Source organism: Streptomyces sp. NPDC091377, assembly GCF_044757045.1.
GTDB lineage: Bacteria > Actinomycetota > Actinomycetes > Streptomycetales > Streptomycetaceae > Streptomyces.
The window spans coordinates 37,295-57,277 of sequence record NZ_JBIVUE010000031.1 but is presented as its reverse complement, the minus strand read 5'-3'; the positions used below and the strand labels follow the sequence as shown (position 1 = coordinate 57,277).

Genomic DNA, 19,983 nt, shown 5'->3' with positions numbered 1-19,983 from the left:
CGCTTCCTTTGTACTCACCCTCTCGGGCTTTCCTCCGGGCTTCCCTTCGGTGTCCCCGACTCTATCAGACCTTTTCTCGGCCCGATTTCCTCGGATGCTTTCCAGGTTTCCGCTTTCGCGTTTCCCTTTCCGGCGGGCCCGACTTTATCAGAGATTCTGAGTCGGATTTCCATCCCCCGCGGTTGTCGATCCGGACGCACGTGGCGGCCGGGCTTCCCGCTGAGGTGGAGCCGTAAACGTACTGGAGCGGGGCGCCCCGATGCAAATCGAGGTGCCCCGCTCTCAGCGGTGCGCTGTCGGGATCCTGGCGGTCCGTCAGACCTCCACGACCACCGGCAGGATCATCGGCCTGCGGCGGTACGAGTCGGAGACCCACTTGCCGAGGGTGCGGCGGATGAGCTGTTGGAGCTGGTGGGGTTCGACCACACCGTCCTGTGCCGAGCGTTCCAGCACTTCGGTGATCTTCGGGATGACATCGCTGAAGGTGGAGTCCTCGATGCCGGAGCCGCGGGCCTGGATGTGCGGGCCGCCGGTGATCTTCCCGGTCGAGGAGTCGATCACCACGAAGACCGAGATGATGCCCTCGTCGCCGAGGATCTTGCGGTCCTTCAGCGTCGGCTCGCCCACATCACCGACGGAGAGTCCGTCGACGTAGACGTAGCCCGCCTGGACCTTGCCGGAGATCTTGGCCTTGCCCTCGATGAGGTCGACGGCGACACCGTCCTCCGCGATGACGATGCGGTCGTGCGGGACTCCGGTCAGGGCGCCCAGCTCCGCGTTGGCGCGCAGATGACGCCATTCGCCGTGGACCGGCATCAGGTTGCGCGGGCGGCACAGGTTGTAGAAGTACAGCAGCTCGCCCGCGGACGCGTGGCCCGAGACATGCACCTTGGCGTTGCCTTTGTGGACGACGTTGGCGCCCCAGCGGGTCAGGCCGTTGATCACCCGGTAGACCGCGTTCTCGTTGCCGGGGATCAGGGACGACGCCAGGATCACCGTGTCGCCGTCGACGATACGGATCTGGTGGTCGCGGTTGGCCATCCGGGACAGGGCGGCCATCGGTTCGCCCTGGGAACCGGTGCACACCAGCACGATCTCGTGGTCCGGAAGGTCGTCCAGGGTCTTGACGTCCACGACCAGACCCGGTGGGACCTTGAGATAGCCGAGGTCCCGGGCGATGCCCATGTTGCGGACCATGGAGCGGCCGACGAAGGCGACCCGGCGGCCGTACTCGTGGGCCGCGTCCAGGATCTGCTGGATGCGGTGGACATGGCTGGCGAAGCTCGCCACGATGATCCGCTTGCGGGCGGTCCCGAAGACCTGGCGCAGGACGTTGGAGATGTCGCGCTCGGGCGGGACGAAGCCCGGGACCTCGGCGTTGGTCGAGTCCGAGAGGAGAAGGTCGATGCCTTCCTCGCTCAGGCGCGCGAACGCGTGGAGGTCGGTGAGCCGGCCGTCCAGCGGGAGCTGGTCCATCTTGAAGTCGCCGGTGTGCACCACCATGCCGGCGGGGGTGCGGATGGCGACGGCCAGCGCGTCCGGGATGGAGTGGTTGACCGCGACGAACTCGCAGTCGAAGGGGCCGATGCGTTCGCGGTGCCCCTCCGCCACCTCCAGGGTGTACGGGCGGATGCGGTGCTCCTGGAGCTTGGCCTCGATCAGGGCGAGGGTGAGCTTGGAGCCGATCAGCGGGATGTCCGGCTTCTCACGCAGGAGGTAGGGGACACCGCCGATGTGGTCCTCGTGACCGTGGGTGAGGACGATGCCCTCGATGTCGTCGAGACGGTCGCGGATCGACGAGAAGTCCGGCAGGATCAGATCGATTCCGGGCTGCTCCTCCTCGGGGAAGAGCACTCCGCAGTCGACGATCAACAGACGGCCGCCGTACTCGAAGACCGTCATGTTCCGGCCGATCTCGCCGAGACCGCCGAGCGGGGTGACCCGCAGGCCGCCTTCAGGCAGCGGCGGGGGCGGGCTGAGTTCAGGATGCGGATGACTCAAAAGACTCTCCTCACCACGCGCGCCACGTACCGGTGTGGCACGTGGCGCGCATGACGTTCGTGCAAGACGCAGTTGTCGTTGTCGATGTTTCTTTGTGTGTTCGCTGTCGCGATGCGGGCACCGGTGGCCCGCGTATTCAGTTGTGAAGCGTGGTGCGAGGCGCATGCCTCGCGAAGTCCGATGTCAGAGCTGTACCCCGCCCGCGGCAAGATCGATCTTGAGCTGCTCGATCTCTTCGGCTGTGCATTCGACCATGGGGGCGCGCAGCGGCCCTGCGGGCAGTCCCTGGAGGGTGAGGGCGGCCTTGGTGGTCATGACGCCCTGGGTGCGGAACATGCCGGTGTAGACCGGGAGCAGCTTCTGGTGGATCTCGGTCGCCTTCTGCACGTCACCGCTGGTGTACGCCTCGACCAGCTGGCGCAGCTCGGGGGTGACGACATGGCCGACGACGGAGACGAAGCCGACGGCGCCGACGGAGAGCAGGGGAAGGTTGAGCATGTCGTCGCCGGAGTACCAGGCGAGGCCGGACCGGGCGATGGCCCAGCTCGCGCGGCCGAGGTCGCCCTTGGCGTCCTTGTTGGCGACGATGCGGGGGTGCTCGGCGAGCCGGACGAGCGTCTCGGTGTTGATCGGGACGCCGCTGCGGCCCGGGATGTCGTAGAGCATGACGGGCAGGTCGGTGGTGTCGGCGATGGCCTGGAAGTGCCGGAGGAGGCCGTCCTGCGGGGGCTTGTTGTAGTACGGCGTGACGATGAGCAGGCCGTGTGCGCCGGTGCGTTCGGCGGTGCGGGCCAGTTCGATGCTGTGGCGGGTGTCGTTGGTGCCGACGCCGGCCACGATGTGGGCGCGGTCGCCGACCGCCTCCAGCACGGCTCGTACGAGGTCCGATTTCTCCGCGTCGCTGGTGGTGGGGGACTCACCGGTGGTGCCGTTGATGATCAGGCCGTCGTTGCCTGCGTCCACCAGGTGGGTGGCCAGCCGCTGCGCGCCGTCGAGGTCGAGTGCGCCGTCCGCCGTGAAGGGCGTGACCATGGCGGTGAGGACCCGCCCGAAGGGGGTCTGCGGAGTCGTGGTCGGAGCCATGGGTTACACGCTACTCGCTGCTCAAGGCGCGGTCTGCCCTTGGGGTGTCGGATAGGTCATGACAAATATGGAGCCCGGCACTGCCTGCTCGGGGGTTCAAGCAGTGCCGGGTCCGTTTGATCAGGCTAGATGAACTTCACCAAATGCCGCAATACGGACACTTCGCCTGGCTGATCCGTACATCTGTGCCCGACCGGCCGCGCGTCGGTCCGGCCGTGTCTATGGCGCGACGCGGCCGTTGGCGTTGAAGGCGGCGTGCGTGAGCGGCATGAGGCGGGACCAGTCGGCCTCCATCCGCTCGGCGACCATCTCGATCTCGCGCTGCGGGAAGGACGGCACCTTCGCCAGTTCGTGCTGGGTGCGCAGGCCGAGGAAATGCATCAGCGAGCGCGCGTTGCACGTGGCGTACATCGACGAGAACAGGCCGACCGGGAGCACCGCGCGGGCCACCTCGCGGGCCACACCGGCGGCGAGCATCTCCTGGTACGCCTCGTACGCCTGCCGGTAGGAGTCCTCCATGACCCGGCCGACCAGTTCCTGCTGGGCCTGCGTGCCCTCGACGAACCGGTACTTGCCCGGGCGGCCCTGCTGGACCAGCTTGCGGGACTCGTCGGGGACGTAGAAGACGGGCTGCAGCTCGCGGTAGCGACCGCTCTCCTCGTTGTACGACCAGCCCACGCGGTGGCGCATGAACTCGCGGAAGACGAAGATCGGGGCGCTGATCAGGAACGTCATGGAGTTGTGCTCGAACGGGCTGCCGTGCCGGTCGCGCATCAGGAAGTTGATCAGGCCCTTGGAGCGCTCCGGGTCCTTCTTCAGCTCGTCCAGGGACTGCTCGCCGGCCGTCGACACGCGCGCGGCGAACAGCACGTCGGCGTCGGACGCGGTGTGCTTGACCAGCTCGACAGTGACGTCGCCGCGGAAGCTCGGCTTGAGGTCCGGCACGTCCGGAGCGGTGTCGGTGGGGGTGTCGGTCACGGTCGGAGGGTCCCTTCGGTCCACTTCACTCGGGCGGCGCCCACTCTACGGCCCGGCACCGACAACGGGGCGTTCGGTGCCGGGCCGCGACAACTGCGGGCAACGCCGGTGAACTCGTGCCGATATCTGCGAACTTCTGTCAATTCGGTGATTGTGGGCACCTTCTGGGGCGTTCGTTCGTCTGTACAGGTGAGCACGGTGCGTTCGAAACCGTGAAGAGCGGCCCGAGAGGAGAAGCACCACCCATGTTCCGCCGGCGCGAGCCCGTACCCTTCGCCTTCCTCGCCGAGGCCGATCAGTTCCGCAGCAATGTCACTCCCCCACCGCGTGCGCGGGCGACCGCCGGGCAGATAGCCGGGCGCTCGCTGCTGGGGCTCACCATCGTCGCCGCCCTCGCCGGGTCCCTGATCCTCGGCATGCCGGCGCTGGAGCTGGATCACTCGGCCACACAGACCCAGCAGTCCCAGGCGGCGGACGGGCGCTGATCCGGCACCGCCCCCCGTCCGGACCCCCAAGGGTGGTGGGCCGGGACCCGGGTAGATAGCCTCACCGGGCACAGCCCCTGCATGGATGAGTGAGGACCAGCCGTGCCCCTGCCCTTCCTGACGGCCGACCGTGCCTTCGACACGACGGACGACACACCGCTGCCGTTCGACGACCGCGACCGCTGGCGGCGGCCCTACCGCCCCGGCCCCTGGCGGGTCGGCCTGGCCGCGCTCTGGCTGCTCCTGGCGTCGTACGTGCTGTTCGCGGCGGTCATCATCGCCCTGACGGGCACACTGAACGGAGCCGCGGCGGTGTTCGGCATCGCCCTGGCGCTGATCGCCGTGGCGCTGCGGCTGCTGCGTGCCGGGGTGTGGGTGAGCGCCAAGGGGCTGCGGCATGTGCGGTTCTTCATCACCCGTACGGTGCCGTGGGGGCAGGTGGCAGCGGTGCGGACGGTGCAGCAGCCGGTGCGCTGGCTGGGGCTGCCGCGGACGGTCCAGGGGCAGGCGCTGGTCCTGGACCGGCGGGGCCGCGGTTCCGACGACGTACCGGCCCCTCTCATGACCACCCACAACACCGACTTCCTGGCCCGTGTCGAGGCGTTCGACCGGGCGGCGGACTCGGTGGAGGTGTGGGCGGACGAGTACGGGGACCGTCGCTGAGGCGCAGAGCCTGTCAGGGCTGGGGCCGGACCCCTGCCGGGTGCGGGGCCGCGCCTGGTCCCACCCCGGGAGGGGAAGAACCCTTCAGCTCGTCCTTCCCGCCGTGTCGTGCAGGGTGATCGCGCGTTGCATCGCCTTGCGGGCCCTCGGGGTGTCGCGGGCGTCACGGTAGGCGACGGCCAGGCGGAACCAGGTGCGCCAGTCCTCGGGGGACGCCTCGGTCTCGGCCTTGCGGCGGGCGAAGACCTCGTCGGCCGAGTCGCGGTCGACCCGGCCGCTGGGCAGCCGCCTCAGCTCGTCCTCGGGCAGGCCGCCCTCGGTGTCGAGCAGGGTGGCCAGGGCGTTGGCCTTACGGACGAACTGGGTGTTCTTCCACAGGAACCAGACGCCGATCACCGGCAGGATCAGCACCGCCACCCCGAAGGTGACGGTGAGGAGCGTGCCGGCCTTGATGAGCAGGATGCCTCGGCTGCCGACCAGGACGAAGTAGAAGACGAGGACGGCGGCGGTGAGGGCGTAGGAGATCTTGGCGCGCATGACGGTCGTCGGGCTCAGCTCAGGTCGAGGAAGTGTTCCAGGCCGAAGGTCAGCCCTGGGGTGCTGACCACGCGGCGGGCGCCGAGCAGGATGCCCGGCATGAAGCTGCTGTGGTGGAGCGAGTCGTGGCGGACGGTGAGGGTCTCGCCCTCGCCGCCCAGCAGGACCTCCTGGTGGGCCAGGAGGCCGCGCAGCCGGACGGCGTGGACGGGGACACCGTCGACGTTCGCGCCGCGCGCGCCGTCCAGGGCCGTGGCCGTGGCGTCCGGCGCGGGGGGCGAGCCCGCCCGGGCGCGGGCCTCGGCGATGAGCTGGGCGGTGCGGGTGGCGGTGCCGCTGGGGGCGTCCACCTTGTTCGGGTGGTGCAGTTCCACGACCTCGACGGACTCGAAGTAGGGCGCGGCGATCTGCGCGAACTTCATGGTCAGCACGGCGCCGATGGAGAAGTTGGGCGCGATCAGCACACCCGTCCTCGGGGAGCGGTCGAGCCAGCCCGTCAGTTCGGCGAGGCGCTCGTCCGTCCAGCCTGTCGTACCGACGACCGCGTGGATGCCGTGGCCGACGCAGAAGTCGAGGTTGGCCATCACCGAGTCGGGTGTGGTCAGCTCGACGGCGACCTGGGCGCCGGACGCGGTGAGCGCCTCCAGCGAGTCGCCGCGGCCGAGGGCGGCGACCAGTTCCATGTCCTCGGCGGCCTCGACGGCCCGTACCGCCTCGGCACCGATCCGGCCCTTCGCGCCGAGGACCGCCACGCGCAGCTTGCTCATCTTCTTGGATTCCTTACCGGATACGGAGGGTGGGGCGAGGAACGGGCGGACTCAGGCCACGGCCTCGTGCAGCCGGGCCGCCTGTTTGTCCTTGAGCGGGCCGATGACCGACAGGGACGGCCGCCGTCCCAGGATGTCGCGGGCGACCGCGCGGACGTCGTCCGGGGTGACCGAGGCTATCCGGGCCAGCATGTCGTCCACGGACATCTGCTCGCCCCAGCACAGCTCGCTCTTGCCGATCCGGTTCATCAGCGCGCCGGTGTCCTCCAGGCCGAGGACGGTGGAGCCGCGCAGCTGGCCGATGGCGCGGTCGATCTCCTCGTCGGACAGTCCGTGCTCGGCGACCTGGTCGAGTTCGTCGCGGCAGATCTTCAGCACGTCGTGGACCTGCGAGGGGCGGCAGCCGGCGTAGACGCCGAAGAGCCCGCAGTCGGCGAAGCCCGAGGTGTACGAGTACACGCTGTAGGCCAGGCCGCGCTTCTCGCGGACCTCCTGGAAGAGGCGGGAGGACATGCCGCCGCCGAGGGCGGTGTTGAGCACGCCCAGCGCCCAGCGGCGTTCGTCGGTGCGGGCCAGGCCGGGCATGCCGAGGACGACATGGGCCTGTTCGGTCTTGCGGCCGAGGAGTTCGACCCGGCCGGCGGTGCGCAGGGCGCGCCGTCCTTCGCGCGGGGCGATCGGCACGGCGGCCGGGTCCTTGAGGGCGCCCGCCTTCTCGAAGGCCGCGCGGACCTGCCGTACGACCGTGTTGTGGTCGATGTTGCCCGCGCAGGCGACCACCAGGTGGGTGGGGTCGTAGTGCTTCTTGTAGAAGCGGCGGATGCGGTCGGCGGTGAGGGCGTTGACCGTGTCGACGGTGCCGAGGACCGGGCGGCCGAGGGGGTTGTCGCCGAACATGGTGTGCGCGAACAGGTCGTGCACGCAGTCGCCGGGGTCGTCCTCGGTCATCGCGATCTCTTCGAGGATCGCGCCGCGCTCGACGTCGACGTCCTCTTCGAGGATGAGCGAGCCGGTGAGCATGTCACAGACGACGTCGATGGCCAGCGGCAGGTCGGTGTCGAGCACACGGGCGTAGTAGCAGGTGTACTCCTTGGCCGTGAACGCGTTCATCTCGCCGCCGACCGCGTCGAGGGCGGCGGAGATGTCGAGCGCGGAGCGGCGGCCCGTGCCCTTGAAGAGCAGGTGCTCCAGGTAGTGGGTGGCACCGTTGAGCGAGGGCGTCTCGTCGCGGGAGCCGACGTGCGCCCAGATGCCGAAGGTGGCGGAGCGCACCGAGGGAAGGGTCTCGGTGACCACGCGAAGACCACCCGGAAGAGTGGTCTTGCGGACCGTGCCGATGCCGGCGGTGCCCTTGATGAGGGTTTGGGTACGGGCGACGGCCCGCGCCTCCGAGGAGGAGCGGGCCGTCACCTTGGAGCCACGGGACGTCACTGGTCGGCAGCGTCCTTCTTGTCGGCGGACTGGTCGGCGGAGCTGTCCTCGCCCTCCAGGACAGGGATCAGGGAGAGCTTGCCGCGGGAGTCGATCTCGGCGATCTCGACCTGGACCTTCTGGCCGACGCCGAGGACGTCCTCGACGTTCTCCACGCGCTTGCCGCCGGCCAGCTTGCGGATCTGCGAGATGTGCAGCAGACCGTCCTTGCCGGGGAGCAGGGAGACGAAGGCACCGAAGGTGGTGGTCTTCACGACCGTACCGAGGTAGCGCTCGCCGACCTCGGGCATCGTCGGGTTGGCGATGCCGTTGATCGTGGAGCGGGCGGCCTCGGCGGAGGGGCCGTCGGCGGCACCGATGTAGATCGTGCCGTCGTCCTCGATGGTGATCTCGGCGCCGGTGTCCTCCTGGATCTGGTTGATCATCTTGCCCTTGGGGCCGATGACCTCGCCGATCTTGTCGACCGGGATCTTCACGGTGATGATCCGCGGCGCGTTCGGGGACATCTCGTCGGGCCGGTCGATGGCTTCCATCATCACGTCGAGGATGTGGAGCCGGGCGTCGCGCGCCTGCTTGAGGGCGGCGGCGAGCACGGAGGCCGGGATGCCGTCGAGCTTGGTGTCGAGCTGGAGGGCGGTGACGAACTCCTTGGTGCCGGCGACCTTGAAGTCCATGTCGCCGAAGGCGTCCTCCGCACCGAGGATGTCGGTGAGGGTGACGTAGTGCGTCTCGCCGTCGATCTCCTGGGAGATCAGGCCCATGGCGATACCGGCGACCGGGGCCTTGAGCGGCACACCGGCGTTCAGCAGCGACATGGTGGAGGCGCAGACCGAGCCCATGGACGTCGAGCCGTTGGAGCTCAGCGCCTCGGAGACCTGGCGGATCGCGTAGGGGAACTCCTCGCGCGTCGGCAGCACCGGCACCAGGGCGCGCTCGGCGAGGGCGCCGTGGCCGATCTCGCGGCGCTTGGGGGAGCCGACGCGGCCGGTCTCGCCGGTGGAGTACGGCGGGAAGTTGTAGTTGTGCATGTAGCGCTTGCGGGTCACCGGGGAGAGGGTGTCCAGCTGCTGCTCCATGCGGAGCATGTTGAGGGTGGTGACGCCCAGGATCTGGGTCTCGCCGCGCTCGAACACGGCGGAGCCGTGCACCCGCGGGATGGCCTCGACCTCGGCGGCCAGGGTGCGGATGTCGGTGACACCGCGGCCGTCGATGCGCTTCTTCTCCTTGATGACGCGCTCACGGACCAGGGTCTTGGTCAGCGAGCGGTACGCGGCGGAGATCTCCTTCTCGCGGCCCTCGAACTCCGGCAGGAGCTTCTCGGCGGCGAGGGTCTTGACGCGGTCCAGCTCGGCCTCGCGCTCCTGCTTGCCGCCGATGGTGAGCGCCGCGGCCAGCTCGGGGCGGACGGCGGCCGTCAGGGCCTCCAGGACGTCGTCCTGGTAGTCCAGGAAGATCGGGAACTCGCCGGTCGGCTTCGCGGCCTTGGCGGCGAGGTCGGCCTGGGCCTTGCAGAGCACCTTGATGAAGGGCTTCGCGGCGTCCAGACCGGCGGCGACGACCTCCTCGGTGGGGGCCTCGGCGCCGCCCTCGACCAGCTTGATGGTCTTGTCGGTGGCCTCGGCCTCGACCATCATGATCGCGACGTCGCCGTCCTCCAGCGCGCGGCCCGCGACGACCATGTCGAACGCGGCGTCCTCCAGCTCGCTGTGGGTCGGGAACGCCACCCACTGGCCGCGGATCAGCGCGACGCGGACGCCGCCGATCGGGCCGGAGAAGGGCAGACCGGCCAGCTGCGTGGAGGCCGAGGCGGCGTTGATCGCCACGACGTCGTACAGGTGATCGGGGTTGAGCGCCATGATCGTGGCGACGACCTGGATCTCGTTGCGCAGGCCCTTCCTGAAGGACGGGCGCAGCGGACGGTCGATGAGGCGGCAGGTGAGGATGGCGTCCTCGGAGGGGCGGCCCTCACGGCGGAAGAAGCTGCCGGGGATCTTGCCGGCGGCGTACATCCGCTCCTCGACGTCCACCGTGAGGGGGAAGAAGTCGAGCTGGTCCTTGGGGTTCTTGGAGGCGGTGGTGGCCGACAGCACCATGGTGTCGTCGTCCAGGTACGCCACGGCGGAGCCGGCGGCCTGCTTGGCCAGGCGGCCCGTCTCGAAGCGGATGGTGCGGGTGCCGAAGGCGCCGTTGTCGATGACGGCCTCGGCGTAGTGGGTCTCGTTCTCCACTAGCGTTTTCTCCGTTACTTGTCGTCTTTCGTCCCGCCTCGCCCGTGTGGCGGGGGGACGGTGGCGGAGAAGCGCTCCTTCTGGTGCGGGCCGGTCTTCGATCGAAGCTCCCGGGGCTCGCTTTCCCCGGGGGCCACTACCGAGGACCGGCGGCGGCGAGGCGCGCTCCTCCTCGTGCACACTCGGGACCTCTCGTGGGTCGCGGGTGTCGTTCGTGGTGGTGCTCTGTGGTGTTTGGTGGTGCTGAGTGATGCTCAGTGCTGCTTGGTGGCGCTTGGTGGTGCTCAGTGGTGCTTGGTGCGGTGGTACTTCATGGTGCACGTAATGTCACTCTGTGTTCGCACGGATCACGCTGTGCTCACTTACGTGTCACGCACGTTGTGCTAACACACTACAAAGCGGCAGTGACAACGCGCACGTTTCCGTACGTACGCAAAGGGAGCGGTCCCCTGATCACAGGAACCGCTCCCCTTCACGGCGTCTTACTTGGCGCCCGCCGCACCGCGGCGGATGCCGAGGCGGTCGACCAGCGTACGGAAGCGCTGGATGTCCTTCTTGGCCAGGTACTGCAGCAGCCGGCGGCGCTGACCGACCAGGATGAGCAGACCCCGGCGCGAGTGGTGGTCGTGCTTGTGGGTCTTGAGGTGCTCGGTCAGGTCCGAGATCCGGCGGGAGAGCATCGCGACCTGGACCTCGGGGGAGCCGGTGTCGCCCTCCTTGGTGGCGAACTCGCCCATGATCTGCTTCTTCGTAGCGGCGTCGAGCGGCACGCGTACTCCTCGTAGTCTGTGAGTGGCCACCGAGTGCCCCCGGTCTCTGTCTCGGGGGAGCTTCCACAACTCGGGTGGCGGGGATCCGCTGGGCGCGACCGCCGGGGCGCGGGGCTCCGGGGGTGCGTACACAAACGGCCGTCGCCCAGAGTACCAGCAGGCGGCGACGGGCCCGACCGCGGTGTCCGAACCCGACCGCCGGTCCCGGCTGCGGCCACTAGGGTGAACGCCGGATGCATCCGCAGGTCGGGAACGGTCGGGAAGGGGTCGCTTCGCCATGGCGGAGGAAGTGAACGGGCAGAAGGTCGACGGCGGGCAGGTGGACGCCGACGTCAAGGCGCGTAAGGAACGGGAGCGGGACGAACTGTACGCGCTGGACATCTCCGGCGTGGAGTGGCACAGCGCGCCGGGCACCGAGCAGCACGAGGAGCGGGTCGAGATCGCGTACCTGCCCGACGGTGCCGTGGCGATGCGGTCCTCGCTCGACCCGGGCACGGTGCTGCGGTACACCGAGGCGGAATGGCGGGCCTTCGTGCTGGGGGCGCGGGACGGCGAGTTCGATCTGACGCCGGCGCCGCACAACGGGGGGCTGCCGCAGGAGTAGGCGGTCCGGCGGCGACCCGCTGTGCTGTGGGTCGCCTGCTGTGACTGTGGGACTTGTGGGACTTGTTGCAGGGGGAGGAGGGGCGGCGTGTGTGTGCCGCCCCTCCTCCCCCTGTCCGCTGTCCCCTGTCCCCTGTCCCCTGTCCCCTGTCCCCTGTCCGCTGTCCCCTGTCTGCCGTCTGCTGTCCCCTGTCCGCTGGACCGTGTCAGTGCTTGAGTCCGAAGCTTCCCACTCCGATCGACGCGATCACCGCGGCCTCGGGGTCCTTCTCGTCCGGGGAGAGCGACCGCCTGGAGAAGAAGACGCGGCCCTGTTCGACCACGATGTCGGACCACTCCAGGTCGCCGAGCTTGTCGCCGTCCTCCTGCGGCAGGCCGAACAGGAGCAGCGGCGTCGCCTTGTCGGTGCGGGGGTTCCAGCTCACCACGGCGGCCGGTTCGACCTCGCTGCGGCTCTGCCGGTGGATCAGCAGTTCGTCGCCGCTCATCCGGAGCGGGGAGACCGGCTGGAAGGGGCGGCCCTCGAACTTCCCGGCGGTCTTGCCGGTCTTCACGTCGAAGGCCACGATCCAGTTGTCAGGCTGGTCGAGCGACATCTCCTCCGTGGAGGCGAGAAACAGCAGGTCACGGCCGACCACCAGCGCGTCACAGTTCTCGATCACACCGAAGTACGGCGACCCGAAGAACCGTGCGCCGCACTCCGGGTCGTGGCGGCCGGACATGGAGACGGTGGCCTGGTGCTTGCCCTCGGCGTCGAGCGTGATCAGCTCGGTCACCATGGTGTCGCCCGCCGCGACGGCGAGCACGGGCGGCTCGGACGAGGGCAGGAAGACATCCTGGACGCCGTCCGCGACCTTGTACGTCCACTCGGCCTTGCCGGTGCGGGGGTCCAGCTTCTCCACGCGGTAGGTGTCATCGGAAGCGGCGCCGGATCCGGAGCCGCAGGTGAGCAGGGCCAGCAGGGCGCGTCCGCCGGCGAAGCCCTCGTCCTCGCAGTTGGAGGCGGTGGTGCCGTTCCAGAGCTGGCGGCCGTTCTTCATGTCGTAGGCGACGGAGCCCTGTCCCCAGGCGACGGCCACCACGCCGCGCGTGAGGGTGATGTTGGTGTTGGTGACGAAGGCGGAGCCGGCCGAGGGCATGGTGGCCTGCCACAGCTTCTTGCCGGTGTCTATGTCGAAGAACACCACCTGGTCACAGACGCCCTCGGCCGCGTCCCCGTCCGGCTTCGGGGGCTGTACGACGACCGCCGTACGGCCGTCCGCCGTGACGTGCTCGCTGGTGGCGCAGAGGTGGCCGCCGAGCTTCAGGGTCCAGACGGGCTTCTCGGAGTCCGGTGCGACCTCGAAGCCGAGGATCTTGTCGGCCATGCCCTTGGCGAAGGTCTTGCCGGTGGCCCAGGTGCCGGGGGCGTAGCGCTCGTCGCCGTTCTTGAACTTCTCCAGGCCCGCCTCACGCTGGTGGAGCATCATCTGGCCCTCGGGTGAGGCGGGCGTCTTCTCGACCGTCTCGCGGACCTCGTCAGGGTGCTGCTGGACGGCGGCGGGCTTGTCGTCGGACGGCGTGTCGTCGCCGGAGACCGCGAGCCAGGTGCCGACGCCTGCCGCGACGAGCAGTACGGCCGCCGCAGCCGCCCCGAGCAGCCGGAACCGCCGCCGCGTGCGCCGGCCCTCGGCCGCGCGTTGGGACTCGGTGTACATGGAATGGGGCGGGCCGAAACTCACGCTGGGATGCCTTTCGTGTGGTGTTGGGGTCGGTCGGCCGGGGCTTCGCCGCCCGCGTTCAGGCGCGTGGGCGCGTAGACGCGTGGGCGCGTCGGCCCGTAAGCACGTAGGCCCGTAGGACGGATGGCCCGTGGGACGGATGGCCCGTGGCATGGCGGTGGCGCTGCTTCTGGCGGGCCCTGAGGCTCTGCCCGGGAGCCGTGGTCTTCCCCGGCTCCGGGCATCCGGCTGTGGGGGCCGCCTCTCAAGAGCGTCCCCGGCGAGTGCGTCCGGTGCCCGAGTCTCCGCCCGCCGTACCCGCGTCTACGCCCACGCCGATACCGCGCCGCCTCTGGCCGCTGCCCGAGCGGATGCACAGGCCCGGGAGGGGGCGGTCCCCCGGCCGGATCAGTCCGTCGGCCGGATCAGTCCGTCGGCCGGGGGTCGCGCGGGTGGCGGGTCAGTTGCCTGCCATCGACCGTGCTGACGCGTACACCTCGAACACGGCCAGTGCCAGCGGCACCAGCGTCAGGAGCACGAACGCCTCGGCGATCTCCATGAAGCGGCCCCAGAAGGGCGTCACGCCCCGGCGCGGGCTGACCAGGCCGATCGCGGTGACCAGGGCGGTGGCCGCGCCGAGCGCCGCGGCGAGCCAGACGGTGCGGATGTCGAGCGCGGTGGTGTCGCCGGTGAGCGCGTCGCGTACGTACTCCAGCGGCGGGTTCAGGGCGAGCCCGAGGCCGAGGAAGACGAGGCAGGCGAGACCGGCGGCGAGGGTGGCGGCGACCTGGGCGGTGTAGCGGAACAGATGGGCCCGCATCAGCATCGCGATGCCGGTGGCGAGGGCGAGCAGTTGGGCCCAGAGGTCGGTGGAGAAGCTCAGGACGATGGCGGCGCCGACGGTGACGAGGGCGCAGCCGCCGACGAGGCCGACGAGGAGTTCGTGGCCGCGGCGGGCCTGCGCGGCGATGCGCTCGGCGTCGACGGGCTCCTGTGGGGTGGGCTCGTCGTTGCCGTAGCCGCGGGCGGGGTTGGGCGGTTCGAAGCCGATGGGCAGCCGGGCGAAGCGCATGGACAGGCCGGGCAGGAAGGCGAGCGCGCACACCGCGAGCGGGGCGCAGACGGCGGCCGTCTCGATGGGCCTCAGCTCGGTGAGCATCGCGATGAAGGTGGTGATGAGCCCGATCATCGAGGCGAAGACGAACGCCACGAACGGGCCGTCGCCGCCGGGTGAGATCAGGGTCAGCACCACGGCGGCGACCAGGACGGCCGCGCAGGCGAGCAGGAACTGGAGCCGGCCGATGCCCTCACCGTCGGCGAGCGGCAGCAGTCCGGAGCCGGCCACGGCCATGTTGGGCAGCGCGCCGAGTCCCAGGGCGACGGCCGAGCCGCGGTCGTCGTACACGCGCGCGCGGACGCACGCGATGGTGACCAGGAGGACACCGGTGACGGCGGCGAGGATGCCCTGGAGGCTGTGCATGTCGTGGTGGACGTGGCTGCTCCAGGCCACGAAGGCGAGCAGGGTGGGCAGGATGCCGCCCGCGACGAGACCGGCCGCGCGCGTGAGGGTGCCGTTCCACAGGGTGCGGTCCTCGGTGACGGCGCGGGCGACCGCCTCGGACACGTCGTCGAAGACGGCGGGCGGCAGGGACTCGGCGAACGGACGCAGGGTCAGCAGTTCGCCGTCGAGGATGCGCTGGGCCGCGAAGGAGCGGGAGCCGTCGAGGACGGTGCCGTCGCGGCGTACGAGGTGGTAGCCGACCGGGGCGCCCTCGGTGGGGCGTTGTTGGGAGAGCCGCAGGATCTCCGGGTAGAGGTCGGCGACGGGTACGTCGTCGGGCAGCGCCACGTCGATGCGGCTGTCCGGGGCCACGATGGTGACCCGGCAGAATCCGAACCCGGTGCCCGCCCCGGAAGGGGCCGCGCTGCCCGCTCCGCCGGACCTGCCGGCCGGCGCGGAGGCCGTCATGCTCACCTGCTGTTCCCCCTCGTCTCGCTGACGGCGGGCGCGTCGCCGGGGCGCACATCCGCCTGTAACGATCCTGTGTACCTTCGTGTGTACGTCGTGCCGTCCCGCTGTGGGTACGTCGTTCCCGTCCTGCCGTGGATACGTCGTTCCCGTCCCGCCGTGCGTACGTCGTGCTGTCCCGCCCGCTTCGCCGGTGGAAGGCGCCACGGCGCCCGGGAGCCGGCGGGGAGCGCGCGCATCGAACGTTATCGAACGTTGCAGATTGCCCGGTTTTCCCGGCCGGATTCGCAACTGCTCACACGTCTCACGGGCACCCTACCGCCCGCCGTTGTCGGTGGGGGTCAGTAGGATCGCGCTGGACGATCGACGTTCGCCGGACACGGGGCGGCGGACGGAACGGATCGGCCCGGCAAGGGAATTGGTGCGAAGTGAGTCACATCGTCGTCAAGCGCCCACCGCGGGCACTGCCGAAGGAAGTGCCCACGAGCGAGGTCGTGCTACAGCCGCCGCCGGAACTGCCGCGCGGGCAGCAGGAAGGCGCCCTGATGCAGTTGCTGCCCATGCTCGGCATGGGCGGTTCGGTGGTGTTCTTCTTCAACCCGCAGGCCCAGCCCTTCATGAAGATCATGGGCATGGTGATGATCGCCTCGACCATCGCCATGGGCGTCGCGATGCTGATCCGCTACCGACGGGGCAATCAGGGCCAGATGGCCGACATGCGCCGTGACTACCTCCACTACCTGTCGCAGACCCGCCGGGACGCGCAGAAGACGGCCCAGGCGCAGCGGGACGCCCAGTACTACCTCCATCCTTCACCCGAGCAACTGTGGGCGCTGGTCGCCGAGGGCAGCCGGGTCTGGGAACGTCGCACCGGCGACGAGGACTTCGGGCAGGTGCGCGTGGGCCTCGGCCCGCAGTCGCTGGCCACTCCCCTGCTGCCGCCGCAGAGCGCCCCGGTGGATCAGCTGGAGCCGCTCACCACGGGCGCGATGCAGCGTTTCCTCGCCACGCACTCCACGGTCGAGGATCTGCCGATGGCGGTCTCGCTGCGCGCCTTCTACCACGTGACGATCAGCGGGGAGCCGGTCACCGTGCGCGGTGCCGCGCGCGCGGTCACCGCCTCGCTCGCCTCGATGCAGTCCCCGGAGGATCTGGTCATCGCGGTCGCCACCGCGCGCGACACGGCCGGTGAGTGGGAGTGGGTGAAGTGGCTGCCGCACGCGCAGGCGCGCGGCAGCGCGGACGGCGCGGGCAGCCTGCGGCTGATCACCACCAACCCGCTGGAGCTGGAGGAGCTGCTGGGCACCCGCCTCCAGGGCCGCCCGCGCTTCCACCCGGACGGCCAGCCGGTGCCCGAGCAGCCGCACGTGGTAGTGGTCCTCGACGGAGTGTCGCTGCCGCCCACCTCGCTGCTCGCCAGCCCGGAGGGCCTCCAGGGCGTCACGGTCCTGGAGGTGGTGCCCGGCGAGCTGACCGCCGGACGCGGTGACCTGTCCATCGTCGTCCACCCGCGCGAGCTGCGCCTGGAGTCGGCCCACGGCATGGTCTACGAGGGCACGCCGGAGGTGCTGGCGTACGAGGGTGCCGAGGCACTGGCCCGGCAGCTCGCGCCGCTGCGCATGGCGTCGGGCGGGGACGACGACGAACCGCTGCTCGCCAACCTGGAGTTCACCGACCTGCTGAACCTGGGCGACGCGGCCTCCGTGGACCCCCGGCGCACCTGGCGGCCCCGTTCGCAGTCCGAGCGGCTGCGGGTGCCGATCGGGGTCGGCGAGGAAGGCCGGCCGGTGATGCTGGACCTCAAGGAGGCGGCGCAGGAGGGCATGGGCCCGCACGGGCTGTGTGTCGGCGCCACCGGTTCCGGCAAGTCCGAGCTGCTGCGCACGCTGGTGCTCGGTCTCGCCGTGACCCACTCCTCCGAGACCCTGAACTTCGTCCTCGCGGACTTCAAGGGCGGGGCGACCTTCGCGGGCATGGCCCAGATGCCGCACGTGGCGGCCGTGATCACCAACCTCGCGGACGACCTGACGCTGGTGGACCGGATGGGCGACTCCATCCGCGGTGAGCTGAACCGCCGCCAGGAGATGCTCCGCGACGCGGGCAACTACGCCAACATCCACGACTACGAGAAGGCCCGCGCGGCCGGCGCCCCGCTCCAGCCGCTGCCCTCCCTCGTCCTGGTCATCGACGAGTTCAGCGAGCTGCTGACCGCCAAGCCGGACTTCATCGAGATGTTCGTCCAGATCGGCCGCATCGGCCGCTCCCTCGGTGTGCATCTGCTGCTTGCCTCGCAGCGTCTGGAGGAGGGCCGGCTGCGCGGCCTGGAGACCTATCTGTCGTACCGGATCGGTCTGCGCACCTTCTCGGCGGCCGAGTCGCGGGCCGCGATCGGCGTCCCCGACGCCTACGAACTGCCGAATGTCCCGGGTTCCGGCTTCCTGAAGTTCGGCACGGACGAAATGATCCGCTTCAAGGCGGCGTACGTCTCCGGGGTGTACCGCAGCAGCGCCCAGCAGGCGGCGTCGTACGGCGGTCCGCTGCCGGTGGACCGCAGGCCGGTGATGTTCACGGCGGCGCAGGTGCCCGTGCAGTACGTGGCGGTGCCGTCGCAGCGGCAGGAGGAGGAGCCGAGCCGGCCGGACGACGCGCTCGCGGACACCGTGCTCGATGTGATCGTGCGCCGTCTGGAGGCGCAGGGTCCGGCGGCGCACCAGGTGTGGCTGCCGCCGCTGGACAGCCCGCCCTCGCTGGACTCGCTGCTGCCGGGCCTGGCGGCCGTGCCGGGCCGCGGGCTCACCCAGCCCGGCTATGAGGGCGCGGGGCGGCTGGTCATCCCCGTCGGCCTCGTGGACAAGCCGTACGAGCAGCGGCGCGACCCGCTGTGGACGGACTTCGGCGGCGCGGCCGGGCATATGCAGATCCTGGGCGGCCCGCAGTCCGGCAAGTCCACCCTGCTGCGCTCGATCGTCGCGTCCTTCGCACTCACGCACACGCCGTACGAGGTGCAGTTCTACGCCCTCGACTTCGGCGGCGGCGGCCTCGCGGCCGTCTCCGGTCTCCCCCATGTGGGCGGGGTCGCCTCCCGGCTCGACCCGGAGAAGGTCCGGCGTACGGCGGCGGAGGTGTACGGCATCCTGACCCGCCGCGAGGAGTACTTCCGTACCGCCGGGATCTCCTCCATCGCCGAGTTCCGCAGTCGCCGCGCGCGCGGCGACATCCCGGTGACGGACCAGCCGTGGGGCGATGTGTTCCTGATCATCGACGGCTGGGGCAACTTCCGTACGGACTACGAGGCGCTGGAGCCCTTCGTCCTGGACATCGCGGCGCGCGGCCTGGGCTACGGCGTCCATGTCATCCTCACCGCGTCCCGGTCCATGGAGGTCCGCTCCAACCTCAAGGACCATCTGATGAACCGTCTGGAGCTGCGGCTCGGCGACCCGATGGACTCGGAGTTCGACCGCAAGGTCGCGGCGAACGTCCCGACGGGGGTGCCGGGCCGGGGCCAGACCCCGCAGAAGCAGCACTTCATGGCGGCGGTGCCGCGGATCGACGGCCTGTCGTCCGACACCGACCTCGCCGAGGCGGCACAGGCGCTGGCGGCCGAGGTCACCCGGCACTGGCAGCAGCCCGGGGCGCCCGCGGTGCGGCTGCTGCCGCGCGAGTTCCCGGCGGCCCAGCTCCCGCCCGGCGACCGCTTCCCGGAGCGGGGGGTCACCTTCGCGCTGGACGAGGACAACCTGGAGCCGGTCTTCATCGACTTCGAGACGGATCCGTTCTTCCTCATCTACGGCGAGAGCGAGTCGGGCAAGTCCAACCTGCTGAAGCTGCTGGTGCAGCGGCTCGGCGAGCGGTACGACGGCAACGACTGCAAGCTGTTCGTGGTCGACAACCGGCGCTCCCTGCTGGGTGTCACCCCGCCCACGCATCTGGCCGAGTACATCCCCATGTCGAACCAGATGCAGCACCACATGGACGCCCTGGCCGACCTCATGCAGCGCCGCACGCCGACGGCGGAGGTGACGGCGGCGCAACTGCGGGACCGCAGCTGGTGGTCCGGTCCGACGGTGTACATCGTCATCGACGACTACGATCTCGTCTCCACGTCCAGCGGCAACCCGCTGGCGGGGCTCACGGAGCTGCTGCCCTTCGCCCGTGACGTGGGCGTCCGCTTCATCATCGCCCGCTCCACCGCGGGCGCCGGCCGCGCGGGCTACGAGCCCTTCATCCAGCGTATGAAGGAACTCGGCGCCCAGGGCATCGTCCTGGCCGGCGACCCGGCCGAGGGCGATCTGCTGGGCGGCGTACGGCCGCGCACGATGCCTCCGGGGCGGGGTGTCTTCGTCTCGCGGAAGCGGGGGAAGCCGTTGGTTCAGGTGGGGTTGGTGCCGGAGGAACGGCACTGACGTCCTGGAGGGCCTGGTTCGAGACGGCCTGAGGGTTCGAGGCGCCGGGCCGGAGGGCGGAGGCGGGCGGAGGCGGGCGGAGGCGGGCGGAGGGGCGCGCAAGGAGCTGAGGGTTCGAGGATGCAACGGGCCGAGGGCCCCAGCAGGAGTGGGGGCCGCGCGATGAGCGCGGCCCCCACTCCTGCTGCTGTGCCGTACCGGAAGCCTCTTCCGGGGTACGGCACAGCAGCGGGGTGGGCGCCTCCCGCGCGCGCCCACCCCGGGATGTTGCGGTGTTGCGGTACTGCCTGCCGCTCGGCCTGCTGCTTGCCGCTTGCGGCGTGTGGAGAAGCCCGGCCTACACGAAGTACCCGGCCTACACGAAG

Annotated in this window: 14 protein-coding genes; 4 read left to right on the top strand and 10 right to left on the bottom strand. The window is 70.2% G+C overall.

The window, feature by feature from the left end; all coding sequences use genetic code 11:
- Window positions 1-315: 315 nt before the first annotated feature.
- The 3 genes from ACIQNG_RS37525 to thyX all read right to left on the bottom strand — a co-directional run bounded on the left by ACIQNG_RS37525 (window position 316) and on the right by thyX (window position 4,062).
- Complete coding sequence (locus ACIQNG_RS37525) at window positions 316-2,001, bottom strand: ribonuclease J (RefSeq protein ID WP_401432816.1); 1,686 nt, start codon at window positions 1,999-2,001, stop codon at window positions 316-318.
- Window positions 2,002-2,184: 183 nt separating this feature from the next.
- On the bottom strand, window positions 2,185-3,084 hold the full coding sequence (gene dapA / locus ACIQNG_RS37520) for a 4-hydroxy-tetrahydrodipicolinate synthase (RefSeq protein WP_401432813.1): 900 nt from the start codon (window positions 3,082-3,084) through the stop codon (window positions 2,185-2,187).
- 219 nt (window positions 3,085-3,303) lie between these two features.
- Window positions 3,304-4,062, bottom strand: a complete 759-nt coding sequence (gene thyX, locus ACIQNG_RS37515) for an FAD-dependent thymidylate synthase (RefSeq protein ID WP_401432810.1) — start codon at window positions 4,060-4,062, stop codon at window positions 3,304-3,306.
- 245 nt (window positions 4,063-4,307) lie between these two features.
- Between thyX and ACIQNG_RS37510 the strand changes: the two genes are divergently transcribed.
- The gene (locus tag ACIQNG_RS37510; protein WP_401432807.1) at window positions 4,308-4,547 is read left to right on the top strand and encodes a hypothetical protein; all 240 of its coding nucleotides are present in this window, start codon (window positions 4,308-4,310) and stop codon (window positions 4,545-4,547) included.
- Between the two features lie 102 nt (window positions 4,548-4,649).
- Window positions 4,650-5,210: a hypothetical protein gene (locus ACIQNG_RS37505; RefSeq protein ID WP_401432804.1), complete on the top strand. Its 561-nt coding sequence runs from the start codon at window positions 4,650-4,652 to the stop codon at window positions 5,208-5,210.
- 84 nt (window positions 5,211-5,294) lie between these two features.
- On the opposite strand, the gene ACIQNG_RS37500 is transcribed toward ACIQNG_RS37505, so the two are convergent.
- From ACIQNG_RS37500 to rpsO, 5 genes are all read right to left on the bottom strand, one after another.
- Entirely contained in the window at window positions 5,295-5,747 is a 453-nt protein-coding gene (locus tag ACIQNG_RS37500) for a hypothetical protein (RefSeq protein ID WP_401432801.1), read from the bottom strand.
- Between the two features lie 14 nt (window positions 5,748-5,761).
- Window positions 5,762-6,514, bottom strand: coding sequence for a 4-hydroxy-tetrahydrodipicolinate reductase (gene dapB, locus ACIQNG_RS37495; protein ID WP_401432798.1), 753 nt, complete (start codon window positions 6,512-6,514; stop codon window positions 5,762-5,764).
- Between the two features lie 51 nt (window positions 6,515-6,565).
- Window positions 6,566-7,945 carry a M16 family metallopeptidase gene (locus ACIQNG_RS37490; RefSeq protein ID WP_401491508.1) on the bottom strand — a complete coding sequence of 460 codons (1,380 nt, stop codon included), beginning with the start codon at window positions 7,943-7,945 and terminating at the stop codon, window positions 6,566-6,568.
- Complete coding sequence (locus tag ACIQNG_RS37485) at window positions 7,942-10,173, bottom strand: polyribonucleotide nucleotidyltransferase (protein WP_401432792.1); 2,232 nt, start codon at window positions 10,171-10,173, stop codon at window positions 7,942-7,944. Before ACIQNG_RS37485 ends, ACIQNG_RS37490 begins: the two co-directional genes overlap by 4 nt.
- Before the next feature lie 482 nt (window positions 10,174-10,655).
- Window positions 10,656-10,943 carry a 30S ribosomal protein S15 gene (gene rpsO / locus ACIQNG_RS37480; protein ID WP_401432789.1) on the bottom strand — a complete coding sequence of 96 codons (288 nt, stop codon included), beginning with the start codon at window positions 10,941-10,943 and terminating at the stop codon, window positions 10,656-10,658.
- A gap of 277 nt (window positions 10,944-11,220) precedes the next feature.
- Here rpsO and ACIQNG_RS37475 point away from each other — a divergent pair, with 277 nt between their 5' ends.
- Complete coding sequence (locus ACIQNG_RS37475) at window positions 11,221-11,547, top strand: DUF397 domain-containing protein (RefSeq protein ID WP_401432786.1); 327 nt, start codon at window positions 11,221-11,223, stop codon at window positions 11,545-11,547.
- Between the two features lie 205 nt (window positions 11,548-11,752).
- On the opposite strand, the gene ACIQNG_RS37470 is transcribed toward ACIQNG_RS37475, so the two are convergent.
- Together ACIQNG_RS37470 and eccD are read right to left on the bottom strand one after the other, a co-directional pair.
- Window positions 11,753-13,243 carry a PQQ-binding-like beta-propeller repeat protein gene (locus ACIQNG_RS37470; protein WP_401491505.1) on the bottom strand — a complete coding sequence of 497 codons (1,491 nt, stop codon included), beginning with the start codon at window positions 13,241-13,243 and terminating at the stop codon, window positions 11,753-11,755.
- Window positions 13,244-13,706: 463 nt separating this feature from the next.
- Window positions 13,707-15,215: a type VII secretion integral membrane protein EccD gene (gene eccD / locus ACIQNG_RS37465; protein WP_401432860.1), complete on the bottom strand. Its 1,509-nt coding sequence runs from the start codon at window positions 15,213-15,215 to the stop codon at window positions 13,707-13,709.
- 428 nt (window positions 15,216-15,643) lie between these two features.
- Here eccD and eccCa point away from each other — a divergent pair, with 428 nt between their 5' ends.
- Window positions 15,644-19,618: a type VII secretion protein EccCa gene (gene eccCa, locus ACIQNG_RS37460; RefSeq protein WP_401491503.1), complete on the top strand. Its 3,975-nt coding sequence runs from the start codon at window positions 15,644-15,646 to the stop codon at window positions 19,616-19,618.
- Window positions 19,619-19,983: the final 365 nt, after the last annotated feature.